The sequence below is a fragment of the Vallicoccus soli genome (genome assembly GCF_003594885.1).
GTDB classification, from domain to species: Bacteria; Actinomycetota; Actinomycetes; order Motilibacterales; family Motilibacteraceae; genus Vallicoccus; species Vallicoccus soli.
Genome location: NZ_QZEZ01000002.1, coordinates 532492 through 555981 on the forward strand (window position 1 = coordinate 532492; position 23490 = coordinate 555981).

Below are 23490 nucleotides of genomic sequence, written 5' to 3' on the forward strand. Positions count from 1 at the left end.
CCCGGGTGGTGCTGGCTGGCGGCGGTCAGGACCGCGGCGCCGCCTCGACGTCCTCGGCGGTCGCGCCGTCCTCGAGGGGCTGGTCCTCGGCGCCCTCGCCCTCGACGCCCTCGGCCGCGTCCACGACGCCCTCGCCGACCTCCGCCGGCCCGGCGTCCTCGTCCTCGCCCGGCTCGCGCAGGGCCTCGAGGTCCACGGTGCGCCCGGAGGCGTCGGTGACCCGCGCGGCCTCGAGGACCGCGGCGAGCGCCTTGCCCCGCACGACCTCGGAGATGAGCGACTGGACCTGCCCGCCCTGCACGATCTGGTTGACGAAGTCCTGCGGCTGCATGCCGTAGCGCTGCGCGCTGCGCACGAGGTGCTCGGTCACCTCGGCCTCGCTCGGCTGCAGCTGCTGCTCGGCGGCGATCTTGTCGAGCACGAACTGGGCCTTGATCGACTCGCGGGCGCGCTGCTCGACCTCGGCGTCGAAGTCCTCCTCGGTGCGCTCCTCGCCCTGGAGGTACTGCTCCTTGGTCATGCCGGCCGCCTCGAGCTGGTGCGCGAGGTTGTGCATGCGCCCGTCGACCTCGGCCTTGACGAGGGTCTCCGGGAGCGGGACGTCGACCTTCGCGAGCAGCGCCTCGAGGGCGCGGTCGCGGGCCTGCACGCCCTGCTCGAGGGCCTTCTGCCGCTCCACCCGGGTGCGGGCGTCGGCGCGCAGCTCCTCGACGGTGTCGAACTCGCTCGCGGTCTGGGCGAACTCGTCGTCGAGCTCGGGCAGCTCGCGCTCCTTGACGCTGGCGACCGTGACGGTGACGTCGGCGGTCTCGCCCGCGTGCTCGCCGCCGGCGAGCTCGGTGGTGAAGGTGCGCTGCTCGCCCGCGGACAGCCCGCGCACGGCCTCGTCGAGGCCGTCGAGCATGTTGGTGCTGCCGACCTGGTAGCTCATGCCGCTGACCGAGTCGACCTCCTCGTCGCCGACCTTGGCGACGAGGTCGATCGACAGGAAGTCGCCCTCCTGCGCCGGGCGGTCGACGCCGGTGAGCGTGCCGAAGCGCTCGCGCAGCGACTGCAGCGCCTCGTCCACGTCGGCGTCGGTGACCTCGACGTCGTCGACGGAGACCTCGAGGCCCTCGTACTCCGGCACCTCGAAGGTCGGCACGACGTCGACCTCGGCGGTGAAGGTGAGCTGCTCGCCGTCGTTGAGCTCGGTGACCTCGACCTCGGGCTGGCCGACGATGGCCACGTCGTTCTCGCGCACCGCGTCGCCGTAGAACCGCGGCAGCGCCTCGTTGACGGCCTCCTCGAGCACCGCGCCGCGCCCGAAGCGCTGGTCGATGAGGCGCGGGGGCACCTTGCCGCGCCGGAAGCCGGGGATCTGCACCTGCGAGGCGATCTTCTTGTACGCCGCGTCGAGGCTCGGCTTCAGCTCGTCGAAGGGCACCTCGACGGTCAGCTTGACCCTCGTGGGGTTGAGGGTCTCGAGGGCGCTCTTCACTGCTGCGAGTCTCCTTGGTCAGGGGTCCGTGTCTGCTGCGTCTGGCTGCGTCTGCTGCGGCGGGGCCTGCTGGGTCGGGGCGGGGAGACTCGAACTCCCGATCTCCTGCTCCCAAAGCAGGCGCGCTAGCCACTACGCTACGCCCCGCGGCGCCTGTGGCAGTCTAGGGCCCGTCCGGGTGTGCGGTCGACGGTGCTGCGGCGCCGGCGCGCGCCCGCCCGCGGGTGTAGCTCAATGGCAGAGCCCCAGCCTTCCAAGCTGGTCATGCCGGTTCGATCCCGGTCACCCGCTCCCCTCGCCCCCCGCTGCGCCCCTCCGCGGCCCCTCCGCGGCCCCTGCGCGTCGCTCCGCGCCCCCTCCCTCGCGGCCCGCGCCCTGCGGCAGGATGGCCCGACGGCGGTGGGCGGCATGCGGGCGGGGGCGCGGCGTGGGCGGTGGCGCGGGGCGGGGCGGTGGCGCGGGGCGGGGCGGCGGCGGCTCGGGCGTCCACGAGGGGGACGACGGCGGCAGGGCCGCGCAGGTCCTCGCCTGCTCGACGGCGCTGGCGCAGGCCGAGGCGCTCCCCGACGTCACCGACGCGGTCGTGCGCACCGTGCTCCCGGCCTTCTCCGCGGACGGGGTCCTCGTCTCCCTCGCCGAGTCCGGCCGGCTCCGGCTCGTCGGGCACGCGGGCTACCCCCGGCGCGCGGTGGAGCTGCTCGACGGCATCGAGGTCGCGCGCAACGCCCCCATCAGCGACACGATGCGCACCCGGGAGCCCCGGTTCCTCGCCTCCCGGGCGGAGTACGGCGCGGCGTACCCGCACCTCGGGCACGTGGTCGAGGCGACGGGCAAGCACGCCTGGGCGTTCCTGCCCCTCGTCGTCGGCGGCCGCGCGACGGGCTGCCTGACGGTCGCGTACGCCGCGCCCCGCGGCTTCCCCGCCCAGGAGCGCAGCCTGCTCGTGGCCCTCGCCGCCCTCGTCGGGCAGACGGTCGAGCGGGCCCGGCTGCGCGCGCAGGAGCGCGAGCTGGCCCTCGCCCTGCAGCGCGGGCTGCTGCCGCGCGCGCTCCCCGCGCTGCCGGGGGTGGTCCCGGCCGGGCGCTACCTCGCGGCGACCGCCGGCCTGCAGGTGGGCGGCGACTGGTACGACGCCCTGGCGCTGCCGGACGGGCGGGTCGCCCTCGTCGTCGGCGACGTCCAGGGCCACGACGTCGCGGCCGCCGCCGTCATGGGCCAGCTGCGCAGCACGCTGCGGGCGTACGCGCTCGAGGGCCACGCGCCCGAGGCCGTGCTGGCCCGGGCCGACGCGGCGCTCGCCGAGGTCGCGCCCGACGTGCTCGCCACCTGCTGCTACGCCTGCGTCGACGTGGACGGGGCGCGGGTCCAGGTGGTGCGCGCCGGGCACCCGGCGCCGCTGCTGCTCCCCGCGGACGGCGGCGCGCCCCGGGCGCTGCAGGTGGAGGGCGGCCTGCCGCTCGGCGTCGCGCCGGGGACCCCGCACCCGGTCACCACCGTCGACCTGGCCCGCGGCGACCTGCTCGTCCTGCACACCGACGGCCTGCCCGGCTCGCGCGATGGGCGCGACGGCGCCGACGAGCTGCTGGCCGCGCTCGCCGCCGGGCCGGGCGCGGGCGACGTGGAGGCGCTCGCCGACGCGCTCGTCGCGCCGGCGCGCGCCGCCGAGCGGCGACGCGACGACCTCGCCCTGCTCTGCGCCCGCTACGACGGCCGGCCGGGCGCGCCCGCGCCGCAGGTGCGCAGCACCGGTCTGGAGCGCGACCTGCGGGCCGTCGCCGGCGCGCGGGCTTTCGTGCGGGGGGCGCTGGCGGACTGGGGCCTCGACGAGGTCTCCGACAGCGCCCAGCTGCTCACCAGCGAGGTCGTCACCAACGCGCTCGTGCACGGCGAGGGGCGCGTGGCGCTGGCCGTGCGCCACGAGCCGGGCACCGGCGGCGCGGGCCGGGTGCGCGTCGAGGTCGGCGACGAGCGGGCGGCCGGGCCGCTGAGCCGCGACCCCGGACCGTCCGAGACGTCCGGGCGCGGCATCCTCATCGTCGAGGCGCTCGCCGACGCCTGGGGCACCGCGCCGTCCGGCGAGGGCAAGGTGGTGTGGTTCGAGCTCGCGGTCCCCTGAGGGGGCCCCTCAGGCGGTGCGGGCGCGGGCGGGGGCGTACATCGCCTCGATGTCCGCGGCGAAGCGCTGGTGGACGACGGCGCGCTTGACCTTGAGCGACGGGGTCAGGGTGCCGTCGGCCTCGGTGAGGTCGACGGGGAGCACCCGGAACCGCCGGATCGCCTCGGCCGCGGACACGGTGCGGTTGGCGGCGTCGACCGCCGCCTGCACCTCGGCGTGGACCTGCGGGTCGTCGACGAGGTCCGCGACGGGCACCTCGGGACGGCCCTGCTGGGCCAGCCAGGCCGCGACCGACTCGGCGTCGAGCGTGACCAGCGCGGCGACGTGCGGGCGCGCGTCGCCGACCACGACGCACTGGCTCACCAGCGGGCTCGAGCGCACGACGTCCTCGAGCCCGGAGGGCGAGACGTTCTTGCCGGCGGAGGTCACGATGATCTCCTTGGCGCGGCCGGTGATCGACAGGTAGCCGTCGGCGTCGAGCGAGCCGAGGTCCCCGGTGCGGAACCAGCCGTCGGCGGTGAACGCCGCGGCGGTCGCCTCCTCCTGGCCCCAGTAGCCGGGCGTGACGTGCCCGCCGCGCACCTGCACCTCGCCGTCGTCGGCGATGCGGATCTCGAAGCGCGGCAGGGCGCGGCCCACGGTGCCCACGCGCAGCGCGGACCGGGTGTTCACGCAGCAGGCCGCGGTGGTCTCGGTGAGGCCGTACCCCTCGAGCACCGTCACCCCGACGCCGCGGAAGAAGTGCGCGAGCCGCGCGCCGAGGGGGGCGCCGCCGGACACCGCCCACTGCACCTGCCCGCCGAGCGCCGCGCGCAGCCTGCCGTACACGAGCCGGTCGAAGAGGGCGCGCTCGAGCACGAGGCGCAGCCCGGGCCGGCCCCGCTCGGACGCCTCGCTCCACGCGATCGCGGTCGCCGCCGCGCGCTCGAACACCCGCCCGCGCCCCGCGGCCACGGCCTTGCGCTGGGCCGAGTCGTGCACCTTCTCGAAGATGCGCGGCACGGCGAGCACGAACGTCGGGCGGAAGGTGTCGAGGTCCTTGAGCAGCCGCCCGGTGTCGCTGTGGCCGGTGACCGTGCCGTTGAGCAGGACCGCGACCTGGATCATGCGGCCGAACACGTGCGCGAGCGGCAGGAACAGCAGCGTCGAGGCGTCCTCGGGCTCGAACAGCTCGGGCAGCGCCTCGATCGCCGAGCGCACCTCGGCGAGGAAGTTGCCGTGGGTGAGGACGCAGCCCTTGGGCCGTCCCGTCGTGCCCGAGGTGTAGATGAGGGTCGCCGGGTCGTCGGGGCCCGGGGCGTCGCGGCGGGCGGCCACCTCGGCGGGGTCCACCCCCGCCCCCAGGGCCACGAGGTCCTCCAGCGCGTCGACCCGCCAGACCGCGCTGCGCCCCGCCAGGCCGTCGGTGAGCACCGCCGCGGCCGAGGCCTCGTGCGAGCGGCCCTCCACGAAGCAGGCGACGGCGCCGGAGTCCTCGAGGACCCAGCGCACCTGGTCCGGCGACGACGTCTCGTACACGGGGACGACGACGGCGCCGGCGGTCCACAGCGCGGCGTCGCAGAGCGTCCACTCGTACCGGGTCTTGGCCATGAGCCCCACGCGGTCGCCGGGCCGGACGCCCGCGGCCACGACCCCCCGCGCGAGCGCCTCGACCTCGTCGCGGAACTGCGCGGAGGTGACGTCGTGCCACGCGCTGCCCTCGCGACGGCGCAGCAGGACGGCGTCCGGTGCCACCGCCGCGCGGTGGCTCACGATCTGCCCCAGGTTCACGGGAGCCGCGGTGCTCATGGCCGGGCACCCTACCGGCGCGGGGAGCGCCGACGGGGCCGGCGCGGGCAGCGGCCCCGCCCCCGCGGGGGGTCAGGCCCGCACGACCTCCTCGGCGAGCGCCGCGAGGCGGCTCTGCGCCGCCGACACGATGCTGCGCCGCCCGCGGTGCGCCTCCTCGTACGCGACCACGCGCCGCACCTCGTCGGGGGTGCGCAGCTGCTTGACGGCCTTGACGACCGCCTGCTGGCTCAGGGCGTCGTACCCCTCGACGGGCAGCTCGTCCTCCGGGACGAGCACGTCGGCCACGGCCCCGCGGACCTCGCCCGCGGTCCGGGCGACCTCGTCGACCCGGTCCTCGGCGCGCCGGCGCAGCCCGGCGGCGCGGGCGGCCACGTCGTCGAGGCCGCGGGTGAGCGTGCGGGCGGGCAGGGTGGCGAGGGACAGGCCCTTGCCGACGACGGCCTGCAGCGGGGTGGGCCGCAGCGCGGCGGGCCCGCCCAGCGCGACCTCGGCGAGCACGGTGGTCAGCCAGTCGACGGTGGCGCCGTGCGCCGCGTCGAGGCGCTCGGCCAGGCGCAGCAGCGGCTGGTCGTCCGCCGCCGTCGCGAGGGCCTTGAGGTAGCGGGCCCGGTCCTGCAGCTGGTGCTCGAGCGCGAGGTCGCCCAGCAGCGCCTCGGGCAGCGGCTGGGCCTGCTCGAGCCCGGCCTTGGCGGTGGCGCCGAGGCGGCCGGCGACCGTCGTCACGACGTCGGGCACGCCGCCCCGCCCGCGCAGCGCCGCGGCGACGAGCCGGGCCCGCTCGCGCGCGTTCTCCGCGTTCTGGCGCAGCTCGCGCTCCACGGCCTCCGTGCGCGCCTGGGCGCGGCGGGTCTCGGCGACCTGGACCTCGGCCTCGGTGAGGCGCAGCAGCGTGCGCAGCTCGGCGAGGATGGCGGGGGTCTGCTCGGGCACGTCGTCCTCCGGGGGTCGGGGGTGCGGTCGGGGCGTCGGCACCCGTACGCCTGCCCGGGGCGCCGGGGCCCCACGCGGGGGCGCTCGTCACGGGCCGGTGAACAGCCTCACACGGCGCGCCGCACCGCCGGGGACGCTCCGGGTGCCGCGCGGTGTTGCACAACACGTGACGCGATCCCCCTGGTTGCCGAAGCGGGTCCTCGTGACGCGCTCGGCGGCCGAGCTCCCCCACGGGCAGCGCATCGTCGAGCGGTGCGCCGCCGCCGGCGTCGAGGACGTCCAGCTGCTCCGCGGCGACCGGCTGCCGAGCCTGCAGGCGGGCGACGAGCGCGCGACGTACGCGCTGGCCAAGTCCACCCTCGCCGTCGTCGTCGCCCCGCCGTCCAAGCGCCGGCCGCAGCCGATCCCGCCGAGCGCCGACTGGCGCCTCGACCTCGCCGAGGGCTGCCCGGCGCACTGCCAGTACTGCTACCTCGCCGGCTCCCTCGGCGGCCCGCCGGTCACCCGCGCGTACGCCAACGTCGAGGAGATCCTCGACGGCATGGACGCGCACGTCGGGCGGGGCGGCGTCACCAGCGGCACCGTCGAGCGCGGGCACGAGGGCACCACCTTCGAGACGTCCTGCTACACGGACCCCCTGGGCCTGGAGCACCTCACCGGCTCGCTGTCCGCCGCGATCACGCACGCGGGCACGCACGACTTCGGCGGGCCCGTGCAGCTGCGCTTCACCACCAAGTACGACGGCGTGGCGCCGCTGCTCGACCTGCCGCACCACGGCCGCACCCGCGTCCGGTTCTCCGTCAACGCCGCCTCCGTCGAGCGCTTCGAGGGCGGCACGGCGCGCATCGCCGACCGGGTGGCCGCTCTGCGCTCGCTCGCGCTCGCCGGCTACCCCGTCGGCCTCACGGTCGCGCCGATCATGCCGGTCGAGGGGTGGCGCGAGGAGTACGCCGCCCTCTTCGACGCCGTGGCCGCCGCGACCGCCGACGTCCCGGACCTCGACCTGACCACCGAGCTCATCACCCACCGGTTCACGCCGAAGAGCAAGGAGGTCCTGCTCGGGTGGTACCCGCGGACGAAGCTCGAGATGGACGAGGACCTGCGCCGGCAGAAGCGCGGCAAGTACGGCGCCGTCAAGCACGTCTACCCGACCCCGGTCATGCACGAGATGCGCTCCTGGTTCGAGCAAGCGCTTGCCGACCGGCTGCCCGCTGCCCGCCTCCTCTACTGGACGTGACGCCCGTGGACACCCAGCTCAGCCTCGACGCCCCGGCACCCGCGCCGCGGTCCCGCCTGCTCGACGTGCGCCGGATCTACGTCGAGCCCGAGGCGGCGGCGCTGCCGCGCGGCCAGCAGGTGCTCGCGCGCTGGCCCGACGCCGAGCTCGTCGAGGTCGCCTCGCACTGGGACATCCCCGAGCTGCACGGCGACGAGGCGAACGTCGACCGGTGGGTGCGCATCAAGACCGAGGCGCTCGTGCTCGGCGTCAAGAAGTCGCTGACGGCCCGGCCGAACGGCAGGTCGTCGGACTTCATCGCCCCGTCGACGGCCAACGGCTGCGCGATGGCGTGCGCCTACTGCTACGTGCCCCGGCGCAAGGGCTACAGCAACCCGATCACGGTGTTCGCGAACATCGACCGCATCACCGGCTACCTGGCGCGCCACGTCGCCCGCCAGGGCAGCAAGCCCGAGCCGAACCAGTGCGACCCGCAGGCCTGGGTCTACGACATCGGCGAGAACAGCGACTGCTCGGTGGACGCGACCGTGAGCGACAACGTGCGCGACCTCGTCGACCTCTTCCGCGGCCTGCCGACGGCCAAGGCGTCGTTCGCGACCAAGCACGTGAACCGCGACCTGCTGGGCTGGGACCCGCAGGGGCGGACGCGCATCCGCTTCTCGCTCATGCCGGACCGGGTCTCGCGGCTCGTGGACGTGCGCACCGACCGCGTGGCCGAGCGCATCGCCGCCATCGACGACTTCGTCGAGGCCGGGTACGAGGTCCACCTCAACCTCTCCCCCGTCATCGTCCACGACGGCTGGCTCGAGGACTGGGCGGAGCTGCTGGAGCAGGTCGCCGACGGGACGTCCGCACGGACGAAGGCGCAGCTGGCGGCCGAGGTCATCATGCTCACGCACAACGAGGCGCTGCACGACGTCAACCTCCGCTGGCACCCCAAGGCCGAGCAGGTGCTCTGGCGCCCCGAGCTCCAGCAGGGCAAGCGCTCGCAGACCGGCGGGTGGAACGTCCGCTACCGCACCGGCGCCAAGGGCCGGTACGTCGCGCAGCTCACCGACCTGCTCACCGAGCGTCTCCCCTCCTGCCGGGTCCGGTACGCCTTCTAGGCCCCCGAGCCCCCAGCCCCCGTCGCGGCCGCGCACCAGGGCGGCGCGGCCGCGACGGGCACCACGGCGTCAGCCGGGCGGGGCGCCGGGCGTCAGGAGCCCTGCTCGCGGGCGACGCGCTGCGCCTCCGCCAGCTCCTCCTGGTAGATCTCCGTCTGGTCGACCGCCGGCATGTCGGGGGTGCCGTCCGGCAGGTCGTCCTGGGCGTTGGGCACCTGCGAGGGCGCGTAGTCCGCGATGCCGGCGTCGACGCGCTCCTGCTCCGTCGCCTCGTTGAGGGCGTCGTCGTCCAGGCGCTCGGGCACCCCGGCGTGGCCGGTGTAGATGCGGTCCGGGCGCGCGTCGTCCTGCGGCTCCATGTCCTCGACGTCGTCGAACGTGGGCCGGGTCGGCTCCGAGGGGGTCGTCACGGGCTTCTCCTCGCTTCCTGGGTCGGTCCCGGCACCCGTACCCCGCTCCCACCGGGGCACGCGGGGCCGGGCGCGCCGGCTGCCCTCACCGCTCGGGGAGGTGCTCCAGCAGGGTGTCGGGCGTGATCGGCAGGTCGCGCACCCGGACCCCCGTGGCGTGGTGCACGGCGTTCGCGACGGCGGCCGCGGTGCCGACGATGCCGATCTCGCCGATGCCCTTGCCGCCGAGCGGGTTGAGGTGCTCGTCGACCTCCTCGAGCCACACCGCGTCCACGTCGAGGACGTCCGCGTGACTGGCGACGTGGTACTCGGCGAGGTCGTGGTTCGCCCAGTCGCCGAACGCCTCGTCGAGGTGCCCGCCCTCGTGCAGGGCCATGGACAGCCCCATCGTCATGCCGCCGACGAGCTGGGAGTGCGCCGTCCGCGCGTTCATGACCCGCCCGAGCGCGTACGTGCCGTGCAGCCGCGGCACGCGGACCTCGCCGCTGTCCAGGTCGACGCGGGCCTCGGCGAAGACGGCGCCGAAGCCCTGGCGCACGAAGCCCAGCTGCGCCTCGATCTCGTCCTGCGTGTCGGACCGCGCCTCGGCCCCGCCCGCGGGGACGCCGTCGGCGACCTCCCGCAGCAGCTGCTCGCACGCGCGCACCACCGCCCAGCCCCAGGACGCCGTGCCCGCCGACCCGCCGGCCACCGGCGCCGGCGGCAGGTCGCTGTCGGCGATGCGCAGCACGACCCGCTCCGGGACCGTGCGCAGCGCGTCCGCCGCGATCTGCCCGAGGACCGTCCGCGCGCCGGTGCCGATGTCCGTGGCGTTCACCCCGACCTCGTACGTCCCGTCCGGGCGCGCCCGCGCGACCGCGCGGCACTTCTGCGCCATCGCGGGGTACGTCGAGGCCGCCACCCCCGTCCCCACGAGCCAGCGCCCCTCGCGGCGAGCGCCCGGGCGCGGGTCCCGCCCCCACCAGCCGAAGCGCTGCGCGCCGACGAGCAGGCACTCGCGCAGGTGCCGGCTGCTGAACGGCCGGCCGCTCTCCGGGTCCACCGGGGTGTCGTTGCGCAGGCGCAGCTCGACCGGGTCCAGGCCGGTCGCCCCCGCGAGCTCGTCCATCGCGGCCTCGAGGGCGTACATGCCGGGGCACTCCCCCGGCGCGCGCATCCAGCGCGGCGTCGGCACGTCGAGCGCGGAAAGGCGGTGCGAGGTCCGCCGGTGCGGGCCCGCGTACTGGTGCCGCGTCGGCTCGGCGGTCTGCTCGGCGAACTCGAAGACCGTCGACGTCTGCTCCACCACGTCGTGCCCCACCGCCTGCAGGCGCCCCTCGCCGTCGGCCCCGAGGCGCACCCGCTGCAGCGTCGGCGTGCGGTAGCCGACGAGCGCGAACTGCATCTCCCGCGTGGTCGTGACGGTGACGGGCCGCCCGGTGACCCGCGCCGCCATGGCGGCGAGGACGACGTTGGGCCGCGCGGACCCCTTGGACCCGAACCCGCCGCCGACGTGCGCGGCGAGGACCCGTACGTGCTCCGGCGCCACCCCGAAGGCCTCCGCCAGCGAGGCGGCGACGCCGCTGGTGCCCTGGGTGGAGTCGTGCACGGTCAGCGCGTCCCCCTCCCACGCGGCGGTGCTCGCGTGCGGCTCCAGGGGGTTGTTGAACAGCGCCGGGGTCGAGTACGTCGCGTCGACGACGTGCGCGGCCGCGGCGAGCGCGCCGTCGAGGTCTCCCTGCGCGGTGTCGGTGGGGAACGCGGGGTTGACCTGCTCGGGGGCGTAGAGACCGGGGTGGTCCCCGCGCAGCCGCACGTCGTGCCCGGCCTCCTCGTACGCGATGCGCAGCGCCCGCGCCCCCTCACGGGCCGCCTCGAGCGTCACCGCGACCACGAGCCCCACGACCTGCCCCCGGTAGGCCACCTCCGGCGACTGGAGCACCGCGAGCTCGCCGTCGGCCGGCTGCTGCGCCAGCCGCGGCGCGTCCTCGTGGGTGAGGACGGCGACGACCCCGTCGACGGCGCGCGCGGCAGCGGCGTCCACCGCGCGCACCCGCCCCCGGGCGACGGTGGACTGCACGATCCAGCCGTGCAGGCGCTCGCCGGGCGCGCCGAGCCGCTGCTCGGCCGCGTACCGGGCCCGGCCGGACACCTTGTCCCGCGCGTCCACCCGCTCGCGCGGCTCCCCGACGACGCTCACCGCCCGCTCCCGGCCAGCTCGAGCAGGGTCCCGACGAGCAGCCGGCGGGCCAGCGGCACCTTGTACGCGTTGTCCGTCGTCGGCTCCGCTCCCTCCAGCTCGGCGTCCGCGGCCTCGCGGAACGACGCGGCGGTCGCGGACCGGCCGCGCAGCGCCTCCTCGGCCCGTCGCGCGCGCCACGGAGCGTGCGCCACGGAGCCCAGTGCGAGGCGGACGTCGCGCACCTGCCCGTCCGCCACGTCGAGCGCGGCGGCGACGGAGACCAGGGCGAAGGCGAAGGAGGCCCGCTCGCGCGCCTTGCGGTAGGTGCTCACCGGCCCGTACGGCAGGCCGGGCACGTCGACCGCGGTGATGACCGCCCCCGGGGGGAGCTCGGTGTCCCGCTGCGGGGCGTCCCCGGGCAGCCGGTGGAAGCCGGGCATCGGCAGCTCGCCCGGCCCGTCGGGGCCCTCGAAGCGCACGACGGCGCCGAGGGCGGTCAGCGCCACCGCCATGTCGCCGGGGTGGGTGGCGATGCAGTGCTCGGACGCGCCGAGCACCGCGAGGCCGCGGGAGATCCCGGTCCGCGCCGGGCACCCGGTACCGGGCTCGCGCTTGTTGCACGGCTTGGTCGCGTCCATGAAGTAGGGGCAGCGGGTCCGCTGCAGCAGGTTGCCGCCGACGCTGGCCATGTTGCGCAGCTGGCCGGAGGCGCCGGACAGCAGGGCCCGCGCCAGCACGGGGTAGCGCGTGCGCACGAGCACGTCCGCGGCGAGGTCGCTGTTGCGCACCCCCGCGCCGATGCGGAGGCCGCCGTCGGGCAGCGCCTCCACCGCGTCGAGCCCCAGGCCGTTGACGTCGACGAGCACCTCGGGGGCCTCGACCCCCACCTTCATGAGGTCGACGAGGTTCGTGCCCCCGGCGAGGGCCCGCGCCCCGGGGCGGGACAGCACGCCGACGGCGGAGCGCACGTCGGCGGGGCGCTCGTACCCGACGGGCCTCACCGCAGCGACCCGAGGACGGCCGGCACGATGCCGGTGTAGGCGCCGCAGCGGCACAGGTTGCCGGCCATCCGCTCGCGCACCTCCACGTCGTCGAGCAGGACCTCGGTCGCGGTGAGGTCCTCGGTGACGGCGCTCGGCCAGCCGTCGCGCGCCTCCTGCTGCACCGCGACGGCCGAGACCACCTGGCCGGGGGTGCAGTAGCCGCACTGCAGCGCGTCGCAGGCGACGAAGGCCTCCTGCACGGGGTGCAGGCGCTCGCCGTCGGCGAGCCCCTCGACCGTCGTCACCTCGCGCCCCTGCACGGCGACCGCCAGCAGGAGGCAGCTGTTGACCCGGCGCCCGTCGAGCAGGACGGTGCAGGCCCCGCACTGGCCGCGGTCGCAGCCCTTCTTGCTGCCGGTGAGGCCCAGGTGCTCGCGCAGCGCGTCGAGCAGCGAGGTGCGGTGGTCGAGGTCGAGCTCGTGGTCCTCGCCGTCGACGCGCAGCAGCGCGCGGGTGCGGGTCTGCGTCATGGCGCGCCCCTGCCCCGCCGGTCGCGGGCGAACCGCGCCGGCTCAGGCGCGGCGCAGCAGCACGAGCGCCCGGTCGTCGTCCTGCCCGGTCGGGACCGACTGCAGCAGGCGCTCGGCGCCACCGGCCCAGCCGGCCGCTACGAGCCGGTCGGCGCGCCCGAGCAGCCGGTCGATGCCCTCCGCCAGGTCGCGGCCGGGCTCCTCGACGAGCCCGTCGGTGTAGAGCAGCAGCGCGTCGCCGTGGTCGAGGTGGCCCGCCTCGGACGGGAAGCCGGGCTCGGGGATGATCCCGAGCAGCGGCCCGCCGCTCGCCTCGAGGGTGCACCAGCGCCCGGAGCCCGCGTCGAAGCGCGCCGCGGGCGGGTGCCCCGCGGAGGAGACCCGGTACGCCCCGCTGCCGAGGTCCAGGGCCACGTGCACCGCGGTCGCGAAGCCCTCCGGCCAGTCCTGGCGCAGCAGGTACGCGTTCGCCGCGCCCAGGAAGCCCTCCGGCGGCACGGCGCCGAGCAGGCCGCCGAACGCGCCGGAGAGGAGCAGCGAGCGGGTGCCCGCGTCGACGCCCTTGCCCGAGACGTCGACGAGCACCAGCTCGAGGAGCCCGTCGGGGTCGGCGCGGTGCAGCGCCACCTGCGAGCCGCCCCCGCCCGAGCGGCAGGCCACGACGAAGTCCCCGGAGAACGACTCCCCGTGCGCGCTGCGCTGGGCGGTGTCCGCCGCCCAGCCCGGCGGCAGGTCGGGCACCTCGCCGTGCGCGCGCAGCCGCGCCCGCAGGTCGACGAGCATCGCGTCGCCGCGCGAGCCCAGCACGCCCAGCGCACGGCGCGAGCGGTTGAGGACGAGGACGAGCAGGGCCGTGCCGCCGAGGACCACGGGGACGCCGCGGGGGACGCTCGGCAGGTCCTCCGCGGCGCGCTCGACCGCCACCAGCAGCGTCAGCGCGGCGACGGCGACGTACAGCAGCACGAGCCCGCGGGTGCTCAGCAGGAACCCGCCGAGGATGATCGGCAGCACGAGGACGGACAGGGGCACCCAGTCGGGCTGCTGCACCGCGGCGAGCGCGAGCAGGACCGACAGCGCGGTGGTGGCGAGGAGGGCCGGCCCCTGGCCGTGCAGCACCCGCCGCCACGCCCGGGCCAGCCGCCGCCCCGCGCGCCGCGCGCCGCGGCGGGCGCCCGTCGCGCTGCTGGCCATGACCGCGACCCTACCGACGGTGGCGGTGGCGCGGCGGGAACCCGGTGGCCACGCGTCCCCCCGCCCTGGTAGTCAGGTCCGTCGTGACGACCACGTGGCAGGTGCGCGGGCTCGGGCCCGACGAGGTGCGGGCGTTCCTCGCGGTGGACGAGCTCGGGTTCCACCTGAGCCGGAGCCCGGAGGACGAGGCGGTCGAGCTCTCGCTGCTCGAGCAGGACCGCACGCTCGTGGCGGTCGACCCGGCGGCGCCGCGCGACCTCGCCGGCGTCGCGGCGACGTACAGCCACGTCATGACGCTGCCCGGCGGCCCCGCGCCGGTGGCCGGCCTGACCTGGGTGTCGGTGCACCCGGCGGCCCGCCGGCGCGGGGTGCTGTCCGCGCTCATGCGCCACCACCTGCACGGGCTGCACGGGGAGGGCCGCGAGCCGGTGGCGGCGCTGTGGGCGAGCGAGGCGGCGATCTACGGGCGGTTCGGCTACGGCGCCGCCTCCCGCCAGGTCGGGCTCACCGTCCCCCGCGGTCCCCGGGCCCTCGTCCCGGCGCCGGACGACCCCGCGCTGCGGGTGCGCCTCGCCGGCGACGACGAGCCGCTCGAGCGCCTCGAGCGGGTGTACGACGCCGAGCGCCTGCGCCGGCCCGGGGTGCACGCCCGCGACGAGCGGTGGCGCCGCGCGGCGCTCTTCGTGCCCCCTCCCGAGCGGGCCGGGCGCACGCCGCTGCGGACCGTCGTCGTCGAGGACGGCGCGGGTGCGCGGGCGTACGGGCGCTACCAGGTCGAGCCGCGCTGGTCGGCCGCCGGCGCCGACGGCGTCGTGCACGTGCGCGAGGCCTTCGCGACCGACCCGGCGGCGTACGCGGCGCTGTGGCGCTTCCTCTGCGACCTCGACCTCACCGCCTCGGTGCACGTGCGCCCCCGCCCCACCGACGACCCGCTGCTCGACCTGCTCGTCGACGTCCGGGGGGCGCAGCCGACCCTGGGCGACGCGCTGTACGTCCGCCTCGTCGACCTGGAGCGCGCGCTGCCGGCCCGGGCGTACGCCGGCGAGGTCGACCTCGTGCTGGAGGTCGCCGACCCGCTGTGCCCGTGGAACGCCGGGCGCTGGCGCCTGGCCGCCGGGCCGGGGGGTGCCGCGGTGGAGCGGACCTCCGCGCCGGCCGACCTGGCGCTGGGGACGCGGGAGCTGGGGGCGGCGTACCTCGGGGCTGCCGGCGCCCTGGCCCGGCTCGCGGCCGCCGGCCGCGTCGAGGAGCGCACGGCCGGCGCCCTCGTCCGGGCCTCGCGCGCCTTCTCGTGGGACGTGCAGCCCTGGTCGCCCGCGGTCTGGTGAGCCGCCCTCACGGCGGCGGGGCCGCGTAGCGCGCCGCCAGCGCCGCCGCGCGCTCGCCCAGCGCGGTGCGCAGCCCCGCGGGGGCGAGCGCCTCGGCGCCCGGGCCGAGCTGCCACAGCGCCCACTCGGCGTGCCGCCCGTCCTGGAACGCGACCTCCAGCCGCAGCCCGCCCCCCGGGTCGGGGCCCTCGGACAGCACCGCGAGCGCCGTGCCCACGAGGTCGTCGCGGCGGGCGGGGTCGACCCGCACCAGCGCCACGACCTGGTCGCCGCCGGCACGGAAGCGCGCGCTGCGCTCCTGCCAGGCCCGCTCGAGGTCCACCCGGTCGGGCCGCTCGGCGGGCTCCGGGAGCACCTCGGCGGCCAGGACCCGGCTGAGCCGGTAGGTGCGGTCCGCGCCCTCGCGCGTCGCCAGCAGGTAGCCCTGCCCGCGGGCGCTCACCAGCCCGACCGGGTCGACCGTGCGCCAGGACGGCGCCCGCCCGGGCGGCGCGTAGCGCAGGCGCAGCCGGTGGCCGGAGAGCACCGCCCGCCGGACCTCCGCCACCACCGGGCCCGGCAGCTCCTCCTGGGGCTCGCGGCGCGCGAGCAGGTCGGCCTCCGGCTCGACGAGCAGCCGCTCCGCCGCCCCGGCGGCCGCGTCGCGGTGCTCCTCGGGCAGGGCGTCGGCCACCTTGAGGACCGCTGAGGCGAGGGCGGGGCCGAGACCGAACGCCTGCGCGCCGCGGCGCCGCCCCGCGACGAGGAGCGCGAGGGCCTCGTCGTGCACGAGCCCGGTCAGCTCGGTGCGGAAGCCGGGCAGCAGCGCGAAGCCCCCGCCGCGGCCGCGGACGGCGTACACGGGGACGCCGGCGGCGGACAGCGCCTCGACGTCGCGCAGCACGGTGCGCGTCGACACCTCGAGCTCGCGGGCCAGCACGCTGGCGGGCAGCCGCCCGCGCTGGCGCAGCAGCAGCACCAGGGACACCAGCCGGTCGGCCCGCACGCGGCGAAGACTGCCAGGGATACCTGACAGGAGGTGTCGTGCAGCGCTGGCAGCCTCGGCGTCACGCGGGTCCGCGGCGGAGCGGACCCGCCCTCGACGAGCGGAGCTGGGGCGGATGGAGCGGACGGCGGTCGACCCGTGGACCTGGTCGGTGGGGCTGGGCTACCACCAGGGGGAGCTGGTGGCGGGGCACACCAGGACGCTGCACTGCGCAGGGCAGGCGGCGATGGACGGCGACGGCCGGCCGCGGCACGAGGGCGACATGGCGGCCCAGCTCGCGCTGAGCCTGGACAACCTGGAGGCGGTCCTCGCCGGGGCGGGCATGTCGCTCGCCGACGTGGTCCGGCTGGACGTGCACGCGACCGACGTCGACCTGCTGCTGCAGCACTACGGGGTGCTCGTGGGCCGGCTCGGCGCCGCCGGCGCCGCCCCGCCCACGACCGTGCTCGGGGTGGTGCGCCTGGCGGTCCCCGGGCTGCTCGTGGAGCTCACGGCGACCGCCGTCGCCTGAGCGGTCCGGTCAGCGCGGCTGGCAGACCGGGCACCAGTAGAGGTTGCGCGCGGCCATCACCTCGGTGAGCACGGGCGTACCGCAGAGGCGGCACGGCAGCCCGGTGCGGCGGTAGACGTAGAACGAGTCCTCCCGCGTCGCCCGGCCGCTGCGCCGGGAGCGGTGCTCGGGGCGGGTCGTGACGATGCGCCCGGCCCGCACGCCGGCGCGCATGAGGGTGCGCAGGTCGTCCCACGAGGCGTCCCACTCCTCGCGGTGCACGCCCCGGCCCTCGCGGTGCGGCTCGATGCCGTGCCGGTAGAGGATCTCGGCCCGGTAGACGTTCCCGATGCCGGCCACGACCTCCTGCTGCATGAGCAGGGCGCCGACCGCGACGCGGGAGCGGCTGATGCGGTCCCACGCCCGGTCGGGGTCGGCGTCCTTGCGCAGGGGGTCGGGACCGAGGCGCGCGTGGAACCGCGCCTTCTCGGCCGGCGTGACGACCTCGCACGCCGTCGGCCCGCGCAGGTCGGCCCAGTGCTCGCGGCCCACCAGCCGCAGGCGCAGCGCCCCCTTGGCCTCCGGCGCGGGCAGCCGCCCGACCGTGAACTTGCCGTAGAGCCCCAGGTGCACGTGCAGCCAGGCCTCCGGGCCGAACCGCACGAACAGGTGCTTGCCGTGCGCGTCCAGCCGCTCGACGACCTGCCCGTCGAGCAGCCGGGCCCCGTCGGCGAACCGGTCCATGAGCGTGCTCGCCGCCACCTGCTCGCCCTGGAACGCCGCGCCCAGGTCGCGGGCGAGCCGGTGGATCGTGTGTCCCTCGGGCAGGGCGGGCTCCTCGGTCGGGCGGGCGGGGGTGCCGCGCCATCCTGGCCGGGGTGCGCCCGGGGCGCACCCCGGGGGCGCTCAGCCCTCGGCGCCGCCCGGCAGCGGCGGCAGCTCGCCCGTCTTCTCGTACTCGCTCATCTGGTCGATCCGCCGCTGGTGCCGCGCGTCGCCGCTGAACGGGGTCTCGAGGAAGACCTCGACGAAGCGGGCGGCCTCGTCGTGGGTGTGCTGGCGCGCCCCGATGCTCACGACGTTGGCGTCGTTGTGCTGGCGCCCGAGCGAGGCGGTGTCCTCGTTCCAGGCCAGGGCCGCGCGCACGCCCTGGACCTTGTTCGCGGCGATCGCCTCGCCGTTGCCCGAGCCGCCGAGGACGACGCCGAGGCTCCCCCGGTCGGCGACGACGGCCTGCGCCGTGCGCAGCACGTACGGCGGGTAGTCGTCCTGCGGGTCGAGCGCCGGCGGCCCGTGGTCGACGACCTCGTGCCCCTGCTCCTCGAGGTGGCGGACGAGGTGCTCCTTGAGCTCGTACGCCGCGTGGTCGCTGCCGATGTGCACGCGCATGCCGCCATCCTGGCAGGCTCCCCTCCCGTGCCCCCCACCACGGTCCTCGGCGTCGACGGCGCGCCCGGCGGCTGGGCGGTGGCGCGGGTCGTGGTGGACGGCGGGCGGGCGCGGGAGGTGGTCTTCTCGACGGTCGCGACGTTCGCCGGGGCGCTGGCGGACGCGGGCGGTGCCGCCGGCGCGGTCGGCGTCGACATGCCGGTGGGGCTGCCGGAGCGGGGGCGCCGCGCGTGCGACCTCCTGGCGAAGCGGCGGCTGGGGTGGGCGCACGCCCGGGTGTTCCTCACGCCGCCGCGCGCGGTGCTCGGCTGCGCCAGCCACCCGGAGGCGAGCGCCCTGCACCGCACGCTGGTCGACGGGCGCGGCATGTCCGTGCAGACCTGGCACATCCTCGGCAAGGTCGCGGAGGTCGACGACCTGGCCGGGGACCCGCGGGTGCTCGAGGTGCACCCCGAGCTGTCGTTCACCGCGCTGGCCGGGCACCCGCTCCCGCCGAAGCGGCGTCCCGAGGGCCGGGCCGCCCGGCGGGACGCGCTGCGCCGCTGGGCGGGGGAGGTCGACCTGCCGCCCGGGACGGACCACCTGGACGCGCTCGCCGTCGCGTGGACGGCGGCGCGGTGGCTCGCCGGCGCGTCCGAGGTCCTGCCGCCGGACCCGCCCCGCGACGCGCGCGGGCGCCCCATGCGCATCGTCGTCTGAGCCGGCGCGTGCTGGGATGGTCCGCGTGAGCCGCCTCAGCGCCGTCGACCTGTCCCTGAGCCTCGGCAAGAACGAGGGCGAGCGCCGCCTCGAGGAGGCGCAGGAGCGGCTGCTGCGCCTGCGCCTGCACCTCGGCGGGCAGATCGGGCGCAAGGAGCTGGGCCCGCCGCTGTGCGTCGTCTTCGAGGGCTGGGACGCGTCGGGCAAGGGCGGTGCCATCAAGCGGCTCGTCGCCCCGCTCGACCCGCGGCACGTGCGCGTCGCCCAGTTCGCCGCGCCCACGCACGACGAGAAGCGCCACCACTTCCTGTGGCGGTTCTGGCCCGTGCTGCCCGGCTGGGGCGGCATGGCGGTGCTCGACCGGTCCTGGTACGGCCGCGTCCTCGTCGAGCGCGTCGAGGGGTTCGCGACCGAGGAGCAGTGGCAGCGGGCGTACGAGGAGGTCGTGCAGTTCGAGCGCACCCTCGCCGCCGAGGGGATGCTCATCGTCAAGTTCTGGATGCACGTCTCCGAGGAGGAGCAGCTGGGCCGCTTCCGCTCGCGCGCCGCCGACCCGCTCAAGACGTGGAAGCTCACCGACGAGGACTGGCGCAACCGCGAGCGGCGGGCGGAGTACGAGGACGCGGTCGAGGAGATGCTCGAGCGCACCGACCACCGCGCCGGGCGCTGGACGGTCGTCCCGGGCGACGACAAGCGCTGGGCCCGGGTGGCCGTCGTCGAGCGGGTGTGCGAGGCCGTCGAGGCCGAGCTCGACCGGCGCGGGTGGGACCTCAGCGCGGGGTGAGCCGCACCCCGGTCAGCTCCGCGCAGGCGGCCAGGAGCCCGTCCTGCACCGCGGTGTCGTACGCGGCGGGGTGGGCCCGCAGCTCCCGGCGCCGCTTGAGGTAGCGCCCGCTCGCGGTCGCCGCCGGCTCGTCCGACGTCGCGAGCCACACCTGGGTCTCCGCCCCGTCGGCGAGGTCGTCGGTGGCGCCGGGCCCGCCCATGCGCGTCCTGATCCAGCCCGGGTCCACGGCGTTGCTCACCGTCCCCGGCTGCAGGCGCGCGACGGCGAGCGCGAGGACGACGTCCCACAGCTTCGAGTCGCTGTAGGCCTGCATGCCGTCCCACGGCCCGCGCGTCGACTGCAGGTCGTCGAGGTCGGCGCGGCCCTGCGACTCCAGCCCCGAGGTGAGGTAGACGAGCCGCCGCGGCACCGGCATGAGGGCGGTGAGCACGTACGGCGCGAGCACGTTGACCGCGAGGATCCGCTCGATCCCGTCGACCGTCTCGCTGCGCTCGGCCGCGCCGCCCCCGACCCCGGCGTTGTGCACGACGACGTCGAACGCGCCCGCCGACCCCCCCATGGCGCGCACCTCGGCGAGCGAGGCGAGGTCGGCGACGAGCACGCCGTCCGCCCCGGGCACGGCGGCCCGGGCGTCGTCGGCCCGTTCCCCGTTGCGGGCGTGCAGGACGACGCGGTGCCCGAGGGCGACGAGGGCGCGGGCGGTCTCCGCGCCGATGCCGTCGCTGGAGCCGGTGACGAGGACGCTGCTCATGCGGGGCACCGTACGGGGAGCGCGCCCGGCTCAGGCGCCCAGCGCCCGCCGGACGGCGGCGGCGACCTGGTCCACCGCCGCGGACGCGGCGTCCATCGTCGCCGGGCGGCGGAAGAAGCCGTGGGCGGTGCCGAGCCAGCGGGTCGCGGCGACCGGGACGCCGGCGAGCGCCAGCCGGGCCGCGTAGTCCTCCGCCTCGTCGCGCAGCACGTCGTGCTCGGCGGACAGGACCAGCGCCGGCGGCAGGCCGGCGAGGTCCGCCGCGGCCGAGGGAGACACGTCGGGGCGGGCGCGGTCGACGCCCGGCGGGGCGTACGCGTCCCAGTACCAGGCCATCTCCGCCGGCCGCAGCGCCCCGTTCCCCTCCTGGGCGTAGGACGCACCGCCCCGCCGGGCGTCGAGGACGGGGTAGACGAGGACCTGCAGCGCGTACGTGGGCCCCCCGGCGTCGCGGGCGCGCAGGGCGAGGGCGGCGACGAGGCCGCCGCCGGCGCTGTCCCCCGTGAGCGCGAGCCGGCCCGGGTCGACGCCGTGCGCCCGGCCCTCGCGCCGCAGCCACGCCACGGCCGCCTCGACGTCCTCGAGCGCCGCCGGCCACGGGTGCTCCGGCGCCAGGCGGTAGTCCACGGCCAGCACGGCGCAGCCCGAGCGCGCCGCCAACGAGCGGCACACCGCGTCGTGGGACTCCAGGTCCCCCACGACCCAGCCGCCGCCGTGCACGTGGACGAGCACCGGCGCACCCTCGCGCGGGCGGTAGAGACGGCACCGCACCCCGTCGGCGTCGACGTCGGCGACGAGCGCCACCGCGTCGCCGGGGACGGGCGGGGGCGCGTCGCCGGACATCGCGCGGCGCGCGGCCGCGAGGTCGAACCCCTCGTCCCCCGGCCCCGGGCCGTCGGCCGCCGCGGCCAGCGCGGCGCTCTGCGGGTGCAGCACGCGGCGATCCTGCCAGGGCGCCCGCCCGGCGTCAGGACGGGGCGGGTACGGCCGCCCCGCGCTCGGCGGCGGTCTCCACGCGGTCCCGGCCGGCGCGCTTGGCGCGCAGCAGCGCCTCGTCCGCCGCGCGGTAGAGGTCGTCCACGGACTCCACGACCCGGCCCGCCGCCACCCCGACGCTGACGGTGAACGACGGCAGGTCGGCCCCGCCGGCGGCCTGCGCCGCGCGGCGCAGCCGCTCCCCCAGCGCCCGGCCGGCCGCGAGGTCGCCGCCGGGCAGGACGACGAGGAACTCCTCGCCGCCGAGCCGGGCCACCGTGCCGTCGCGGACCTCGTCGCGCAGCACGCGCCCGAGGCGGGCGAGCACGGCGTCGCCGGCCTGGTGCCCGAGCACGTCGTTGACGGCCTTGAAGCGGTCCACGTCGAGCAGGAGGAGCGCGGCGTCGGCCCCGGCGGCGCCGTGCAGCCGCCGCCACTCCTCGCCCGCCGCGGCGAGCCCCTGCCGGTTGAGGACGCCGGTGAGCGCGTCGACGTGCGCCTGGCGGCGCAGCTCGGCGAGGAGCACGTCGATCCGGGCCCGCAGCCAGGTCATGACGTGCGTCAGCGCGAGGACGGTGACGCCGACCGGCACCGCCTGCCCCGCGACGTCCCCGGGCGCGTGGCCGTGCAGGGCGAGCGCGACCCCGTAGAGCGCGAGCAGCCAGCCGACCTGCAGCCACGCCTCGCGGCGCGAGCGCAGCAGCGCCACGTGCAGCACGATCGCCACGAAGAGGACCGGCGCCAGGAGCACGGTCTCGATGCCGGTCGCCGTGTTCACGACGCCGACCGCGCCCGCGACCGTGGCCACCGACAGCATCCAGGGCCGGGCCAGGCCGGGCAGGGCCAGGTACGCCGCGCCGACCAGCACGCTCGTGGCCGCGCCCACCGCCGTGGGGAGCGGCGCGACGGAGGCCGGCGCGAGCGCGAGCGCGAACCCGGCGCCGGCCACCGTGGCCGTGCCGCAGAGCCGGGCGTCCGCCCGGCGCACCGCCGGGCTGCCCAGCGGCGGCACGTCCCACCTCTCGTCCATGCCCTGTGCATCGGCAGGGCGGTGCGTGCTCCCAGCCGCCGTACGGGTCAGGTCCTGCGGCCCGGACCGGCGGGCCTCACGACCCCGTGACCCGCTCCCAGCGCACGAGCGTGAACGCCTGGCGGCCGCTGCCGCCGGGCGCGGCGTTGTGCCCGTCCTGGCAGACGAGCAGGCCGCGGGGGAAGCGCGGGCCGAGGTACCCCTCGTGCGCGGCGACCCCGTCGGTCGCGTCGCAGTCGTCGGCCCCCGGGCCGCCCACGACCCGGAAGGTGCGCACGTGCGCGCCGGTGCGGCGGTCGTACGCGTGGAAGAGCGAGGCGTCGCGCACGCCGGTCGCCTGGGCCGAGACGACGACGAGGTCGCCCGCGACGGTGACGCCCTCGGCGTCGGCGGCGATCCGCCCGCGCGGGGCGACCCGGTCGACGGCCGTGCGGCGCGCGCCGGAGGCGGGGTCGGCGCCGTACCGCCAGAGGGCGACGTCCTCCTCGCTCACGTAGAGCGCCCCGGTCCCGTCGTCGGCCGCGCAGCCCTCGGCCTCGGACCCCACGTCGACCCGCCGGACGAGCTCGCCGTCGACGCGGCCGTCGCGGTCGTCGTCGGTGAGGCGGTACTGGCGCAGCACGCCGCTGCGGGCGATGGCCACGACGTGCAGCGCGTCGGGGCCCTGCCAGAGGCACAGCCCCTCGCCCCCGACCGTCGGGACGACCCCGGAGCCCTCGGTCGCGGGCTGCAGCAGGCGGGTGCGCGGGTCGACGCGGTAGACCCGCACCCCGCCGCCGTTCCACGCCGCCACGACGTCGCCGCGCACGTCGACGTTGCCCCAGAAGGCGGTGGAGCTGGTGATGCGCTGCAGGCGGCGCCCCGAGAGGTCGTACGTCTCGAGGGCCCCCTTCTTGTCGTTGCCGAGCACCAGGCTGCGCGCCGGGTCCGTCGGGTGGACCCAGACCGCCGGGTCGTCGGCCGCGTCGCCGGTGCCGCGCACGGGCTCGGTCTCGCCGGACGCGGGCACCTCGATGACGCCGGCACCGCGGGACGGCGCCGCCGGCGCGGCGGCCGCCGTGGTCGGGACGAGCAGGGCGAGGGCGGCGGTCGCCGCGAGCGCGGTTCGGAGCACGGGGCCG

General features: G+C 77.4%; 22 protein-coding genes and 2 tRNA genes. 8 read left to right on the top strand and 16 right to left on the bottom strand.

Going from position 1 to position 23490, the window contains the following annotated elements; all coding sequences use genetic code 11:
• Nucleotides 1-25 precede the first annotated feature (25 nt).
• Together tig and D5H78_RS07710 are read right to left on the bottom strand one after the other, a co-directional pair.
• A complete protein-coding gene (gene tig / locus D5H78_RS07705; protein WP_119949806.1) occupies nucleotides 26-1480 on the bottom strand; it encodes a trigger factor in 1455 nt (484 codons plus the stop codon).
• Nucleotides 1481-1554: 74 nt separating this feature from the next.
• A tRNA-Pro gene (locus D5H78_RS07710) sits at nucleotides 1555-1627 on the bottom strand.
• Between the two features lie 73 nt (nucleotides 1628-1700).
• Between D5H78_RS07710 and D5H78_RS07715 the strand changes: the two genes are divergently transcribed.
• Both D5H78_RS07715 and D5H78_RS07720 read left to right on the top strand, forming a co-directional pair.
• Nucleotides 1701-1771 (top strand) — tRNA-Gly (locus D5H78_RS07715).
• Between the two features lie 136 nt (nucleotides 1772-1907).
• Nucleotides 1908-3596 (top strand): ATP-binding SpoIIE family protein phosphatase, encoded by a 1689-nt coding sequence (locus tag D5H78_RS07720; protein WP_165865646.1) that lies wholly within the window; start codon nucleotides 1908-1910, stop codon nucleotides 3594-3596.
• A gap of 9 nt (nucleotides 3597-3605) precedes the next feature.
• Here the strand turns inward: D5H78_RS07720 and D5H78_RS07725 are convergent, their stop codons facing one another.
• Both D5H78_RS07725 and D5H78_RS07730 read right to left on the bottom strand, forming a co-directional pair.
• The gene (locus tag D5H78_RS07725; protein WP_119949808.1) at nucleotides 3606-5384 is read right to left on the bottom strand and encodes an AMP-dependent synthetase/ligase; all 1779 of its coding nucleotides are present in this window, start codon (nucleotides 5382-5384) and stop codon (nucleotides 3606-3608) included.
• A 72-nt stretch (nucleotides 5385-5456) separates the two neighbouring features.
• Nucleotides 5457-6317 (bottom strand): ferritin-like domain-containing protein, encoded by an 861-nt coding sequence (locus tag D5H78_RS07730; RefSeq protein ID WP_119949809.1) that lies wholly within the window; start codon nucleotides 6315-6317, stop codon nucleotides 5457-5459.
• A gap of 142 nt (nucleotides 6318-6459) precedes the next feature.
• Between D5H78_RS07730 and D5H78_RS07735 the strand changes: the two genes are divergently transcribed.
• Together D5H78_RS07735 and D5H78_RS07740 are read left to right on the top strand one after the other, a co-directional pair.
• A complete protein-coding gene (locus tag D5H78_RS07735; RefSeq protein ID WP_165865647.1) occupies nucleotides 6460-7554 on the top strand; it encodes a spore photoproduct lyase family protein in 1095 nt (364 codons plus the stop codon).
• A gap of 5 nt (nucleotides 7555-7559) precedes the next feature.
• Nucleotides 7560-8660, top strand: a complete 1101-nt coding sequence (locus D5H78_RS07740) for a spore photoproduct lyase family protein (RefSeq protein WP_218566347.1) — start codon at nucleotides 7560-7562, stop codon at nucleotides 8658-8660.
• A gap of 92 nt (nucleotides 8661-8752) precedes the next feature.
• Here D5H78_RS07740 and D5H78_RS07745 read toward each other — a convergent pair whose 3' ends face one another.
• The 5 genes from D5H78_RS07745 to D5H78_RS07765 form a co-directional block, all read right to left on the bottom strand.
• The gene (locus D5H78_RS07745; RefSeq protein WP_119949811.1) at nucleotides 8753-9070 is read right to left on the bottom strand and encodes a hypothetical protein; all 318 of its coding nucleotides are present in this window, start codon (nucleotides 9068-9070) and stop codon (nucleotides 8753-8755) included.
• 85 nt (nucleotides 9071-9155) lie between these two features.
• The gene (locus tag D5H78_RS07750) at nucleotides 9156-11249 is read right to left on the bottom strand and encodes a xanthine dehydrogenase family protein molybdopterin-binding subunit (protein WP_119949812.1); all 2094 of its coding nucleotides are present in this window, start codon (nucleotides 11247-11249) and stop codon (nucleotides 9156-9158) included.
• Complete coding sequence (locus tag D5H78_RS07755) at nucleotides 11246-12232, bottom strand: FAD binding domain-containing protein (protein ID WP_119949813.1); 987 nt, start codon at nucleotides 12230-12232, stop codon at nucleotides 11246-11248. The genes D5H78_RS07750 and D5H78_RS07755 overlap by 4 nt, the downstream gene beginning before the upstream one ends.
• Entirely contained in the window at nucleotides 12229-12744 is a 516-nt protein-coding gene (locus D5H78_RS07760) for a 2Fe-2S iron-sulfur cluster-binding protein (protein WP_119949814.1), read from the bottom strand. Before D5H78_RS07760 ends, D5H78_RS07755 begins: the two co-directional genes overlap by 4 nt.
• A 42-nt stretch (nucleotides 12745-12786) precedes the next feature.
• On the bottom strand, nucleotides 12787-13935 hold the full coding sequence (locus D5H78_RS07765) for a PP2C family protein-serine/threonine phosphatase (RefSeq protein ID WP_119949815.1): 1149 nt from the start codon (nucleotides 13933-13935) through the stop codon (nucleotides 12787-12789).
• Nucleotides 13936-14018: 83 nt separating this feature from the next.
• Between D5H78_RS07765 and D5H78_RS07770 the strand changes: the two genes are divergently transcribed.
• On the top strand, nucleotides 14019-15263 hold the full coding sequence (locus D5H78_RS07770; protein ID WP_165865648.1) for a GNAT family N-acetyltransferase: 1245 nt from the start codon (nucleotides 14019-14021) through the stop codon (nucleotides 15261-15263).
• A 7-nt stretch (nucleotides 15264-15270) separates the two neighbouring features.
• Here the strand turns inward: D5H78_RS07770 and D5H78_RS07775 are convergent, their stop codons facing one another.
• Nucleotides 15271-16248 (bottom strand): helix-turn-helix transcriptional regulator, encoded by a 978-nt coding sequence (locus D5H78_RS07775; protein ID WP_119949817.1) that lies wholly within the window; start codon nucleotides 16246-16248, stop codon nucleotides 15271-15273.
• A 115-nt stretch (nucleotides 16249-16363) separates the two neighbouring features.
• Here D5H78_RS07775 and D5H78_RS07780 point away from each other — a divergent pair, with 115 nt between their 5' ends.
• On the top strand, nucleotides 16364-16759 hold the full coding sequence (locus D5H78_RS07780) for a RidA family protein (RefSeq protein WP_119949818.1): 396 nt from the start codon (nucleotides 16364-16366) through the stop codon (nucleotides 16757-16759).
• Between the two features lie 9 nt (nucleotides 16760-16768).
• Here the strand turns inward: D5H78_RS07780 and D5H78_RS07785 are convergent, their stop codons facing one another.
• Nucleotides 16769-17566, bottom strand: coding sequence for an Fpg/Nei family DNA glycosylase (locus D5H78_RS07785; RefSeq protein ID WP_119949819.1), 798 nt, complete (start codon nucleotides 17564-17566; stop codon nucleotides 16769-16771).
• A 78-nt stretch (nucleotides 17567-17644) separates the two neighbouring features.
• Nucleotides 17645-18127, bottom strand: coding sequence for a ribose-5-phosphate isomerase (locus tag D5H78_RS07790; RefSeq protein WP_119949820.1), 483 nt, complete (start codon nucleotides 18125-18127; stop codon nucleotides 17645-17647).
• Nucleotides 18128-18154: 27 nt separating this feature from the next.
• On the opposite strand from D5H78_RS07790, the gene D5H78_RS07795 reads away from it, so the two are divergent.
• Together D5H78_RS07795 and D5H78_RS07800 are read left to right on the top strand one after the other, a co-directional pair.
• Complete coding sequence (locus D5H78_RS07795) at nucleotides 18155-18826, top strand: DUF429 domain-containing protein (RefSeq protein WP_119949821.1); 672 nt, start codon at nucleotides 18155-18157, stop codon at nucleotides 18824-18826.
• Between the two features lie 25 nt (nucleotides 18827-18851).
• Entirely contained in the window at nucleotides 18852-19610 is a 759-nt protein-coding gene (locus D5H78_RS07800; RefSeq protein WP_218566349.1) for a polyphosphate kinase 2 family protein, read from the top strand.
• On the opposite strand, the gene D5H78_RS07805 is transcribed toward D5H78_RS07800, so the two are convergent.
• From D5H78_RS07805 to D5H78_RS07820, 4 genes are all read right to left on the bottom strand, one after another.
• Complete coding sequence (locus D5H78_RS07805; RefSeq protein WP_119949823.1) at nucleotides 19597-20364, bottom strand: SDR family NAD(P)-dependent oxidoreductase; 768 nt, start codon at nucleotides 20362-20364, stop codon at nucleotides 19597-19599. The genes D5H78_RS07800 and D5H78_RS07805 overlap by 14 nt on opposite strands.
• Before the next feature lie 30 nt (nucleotides 20365-20394).
• Nucleotides 20395-21300, bottom strand: a complete 906-nt coding sequence (locus D5H78_RS07810) for an alpha/beta hydrolase (RefSeq protein WP_119949824.1) — start codon at nucleotides 21298-21300, stop codon at nucleotides 20395-20397.
• A gap of 31 nt (nucleotides 21301-21331) precedes the next feature.
• Nucleotides 21332-22369: a GGDEF domain-containing protein gene (locus D5H78_RS07815; RefSeq protein WP_133412019.1), complete on the bottom strand. Its 1038-nt coding sequence runs from the start codon at nucleotides 22367-22369 to the stop codon at nucleotides 21332-21334.
• A gap of 76 nt (nucleotides 22370-22445) precedes the next feature.
• Nucleotides 22446-23483 carry a phytase gene (locus D5H78_RS07820; RefSeq protein ID WP_165865649.1) on the bottom strand — a complete coding sequence of 346 codons (1038 nt, stop codon included), beginning with the start codon at nucleotides 23481-23483 and terminating at the stop codon, nucleotides 22446-22448.
• Nucleotides 23484-23490: the final 7 nt, after the last annotated feature.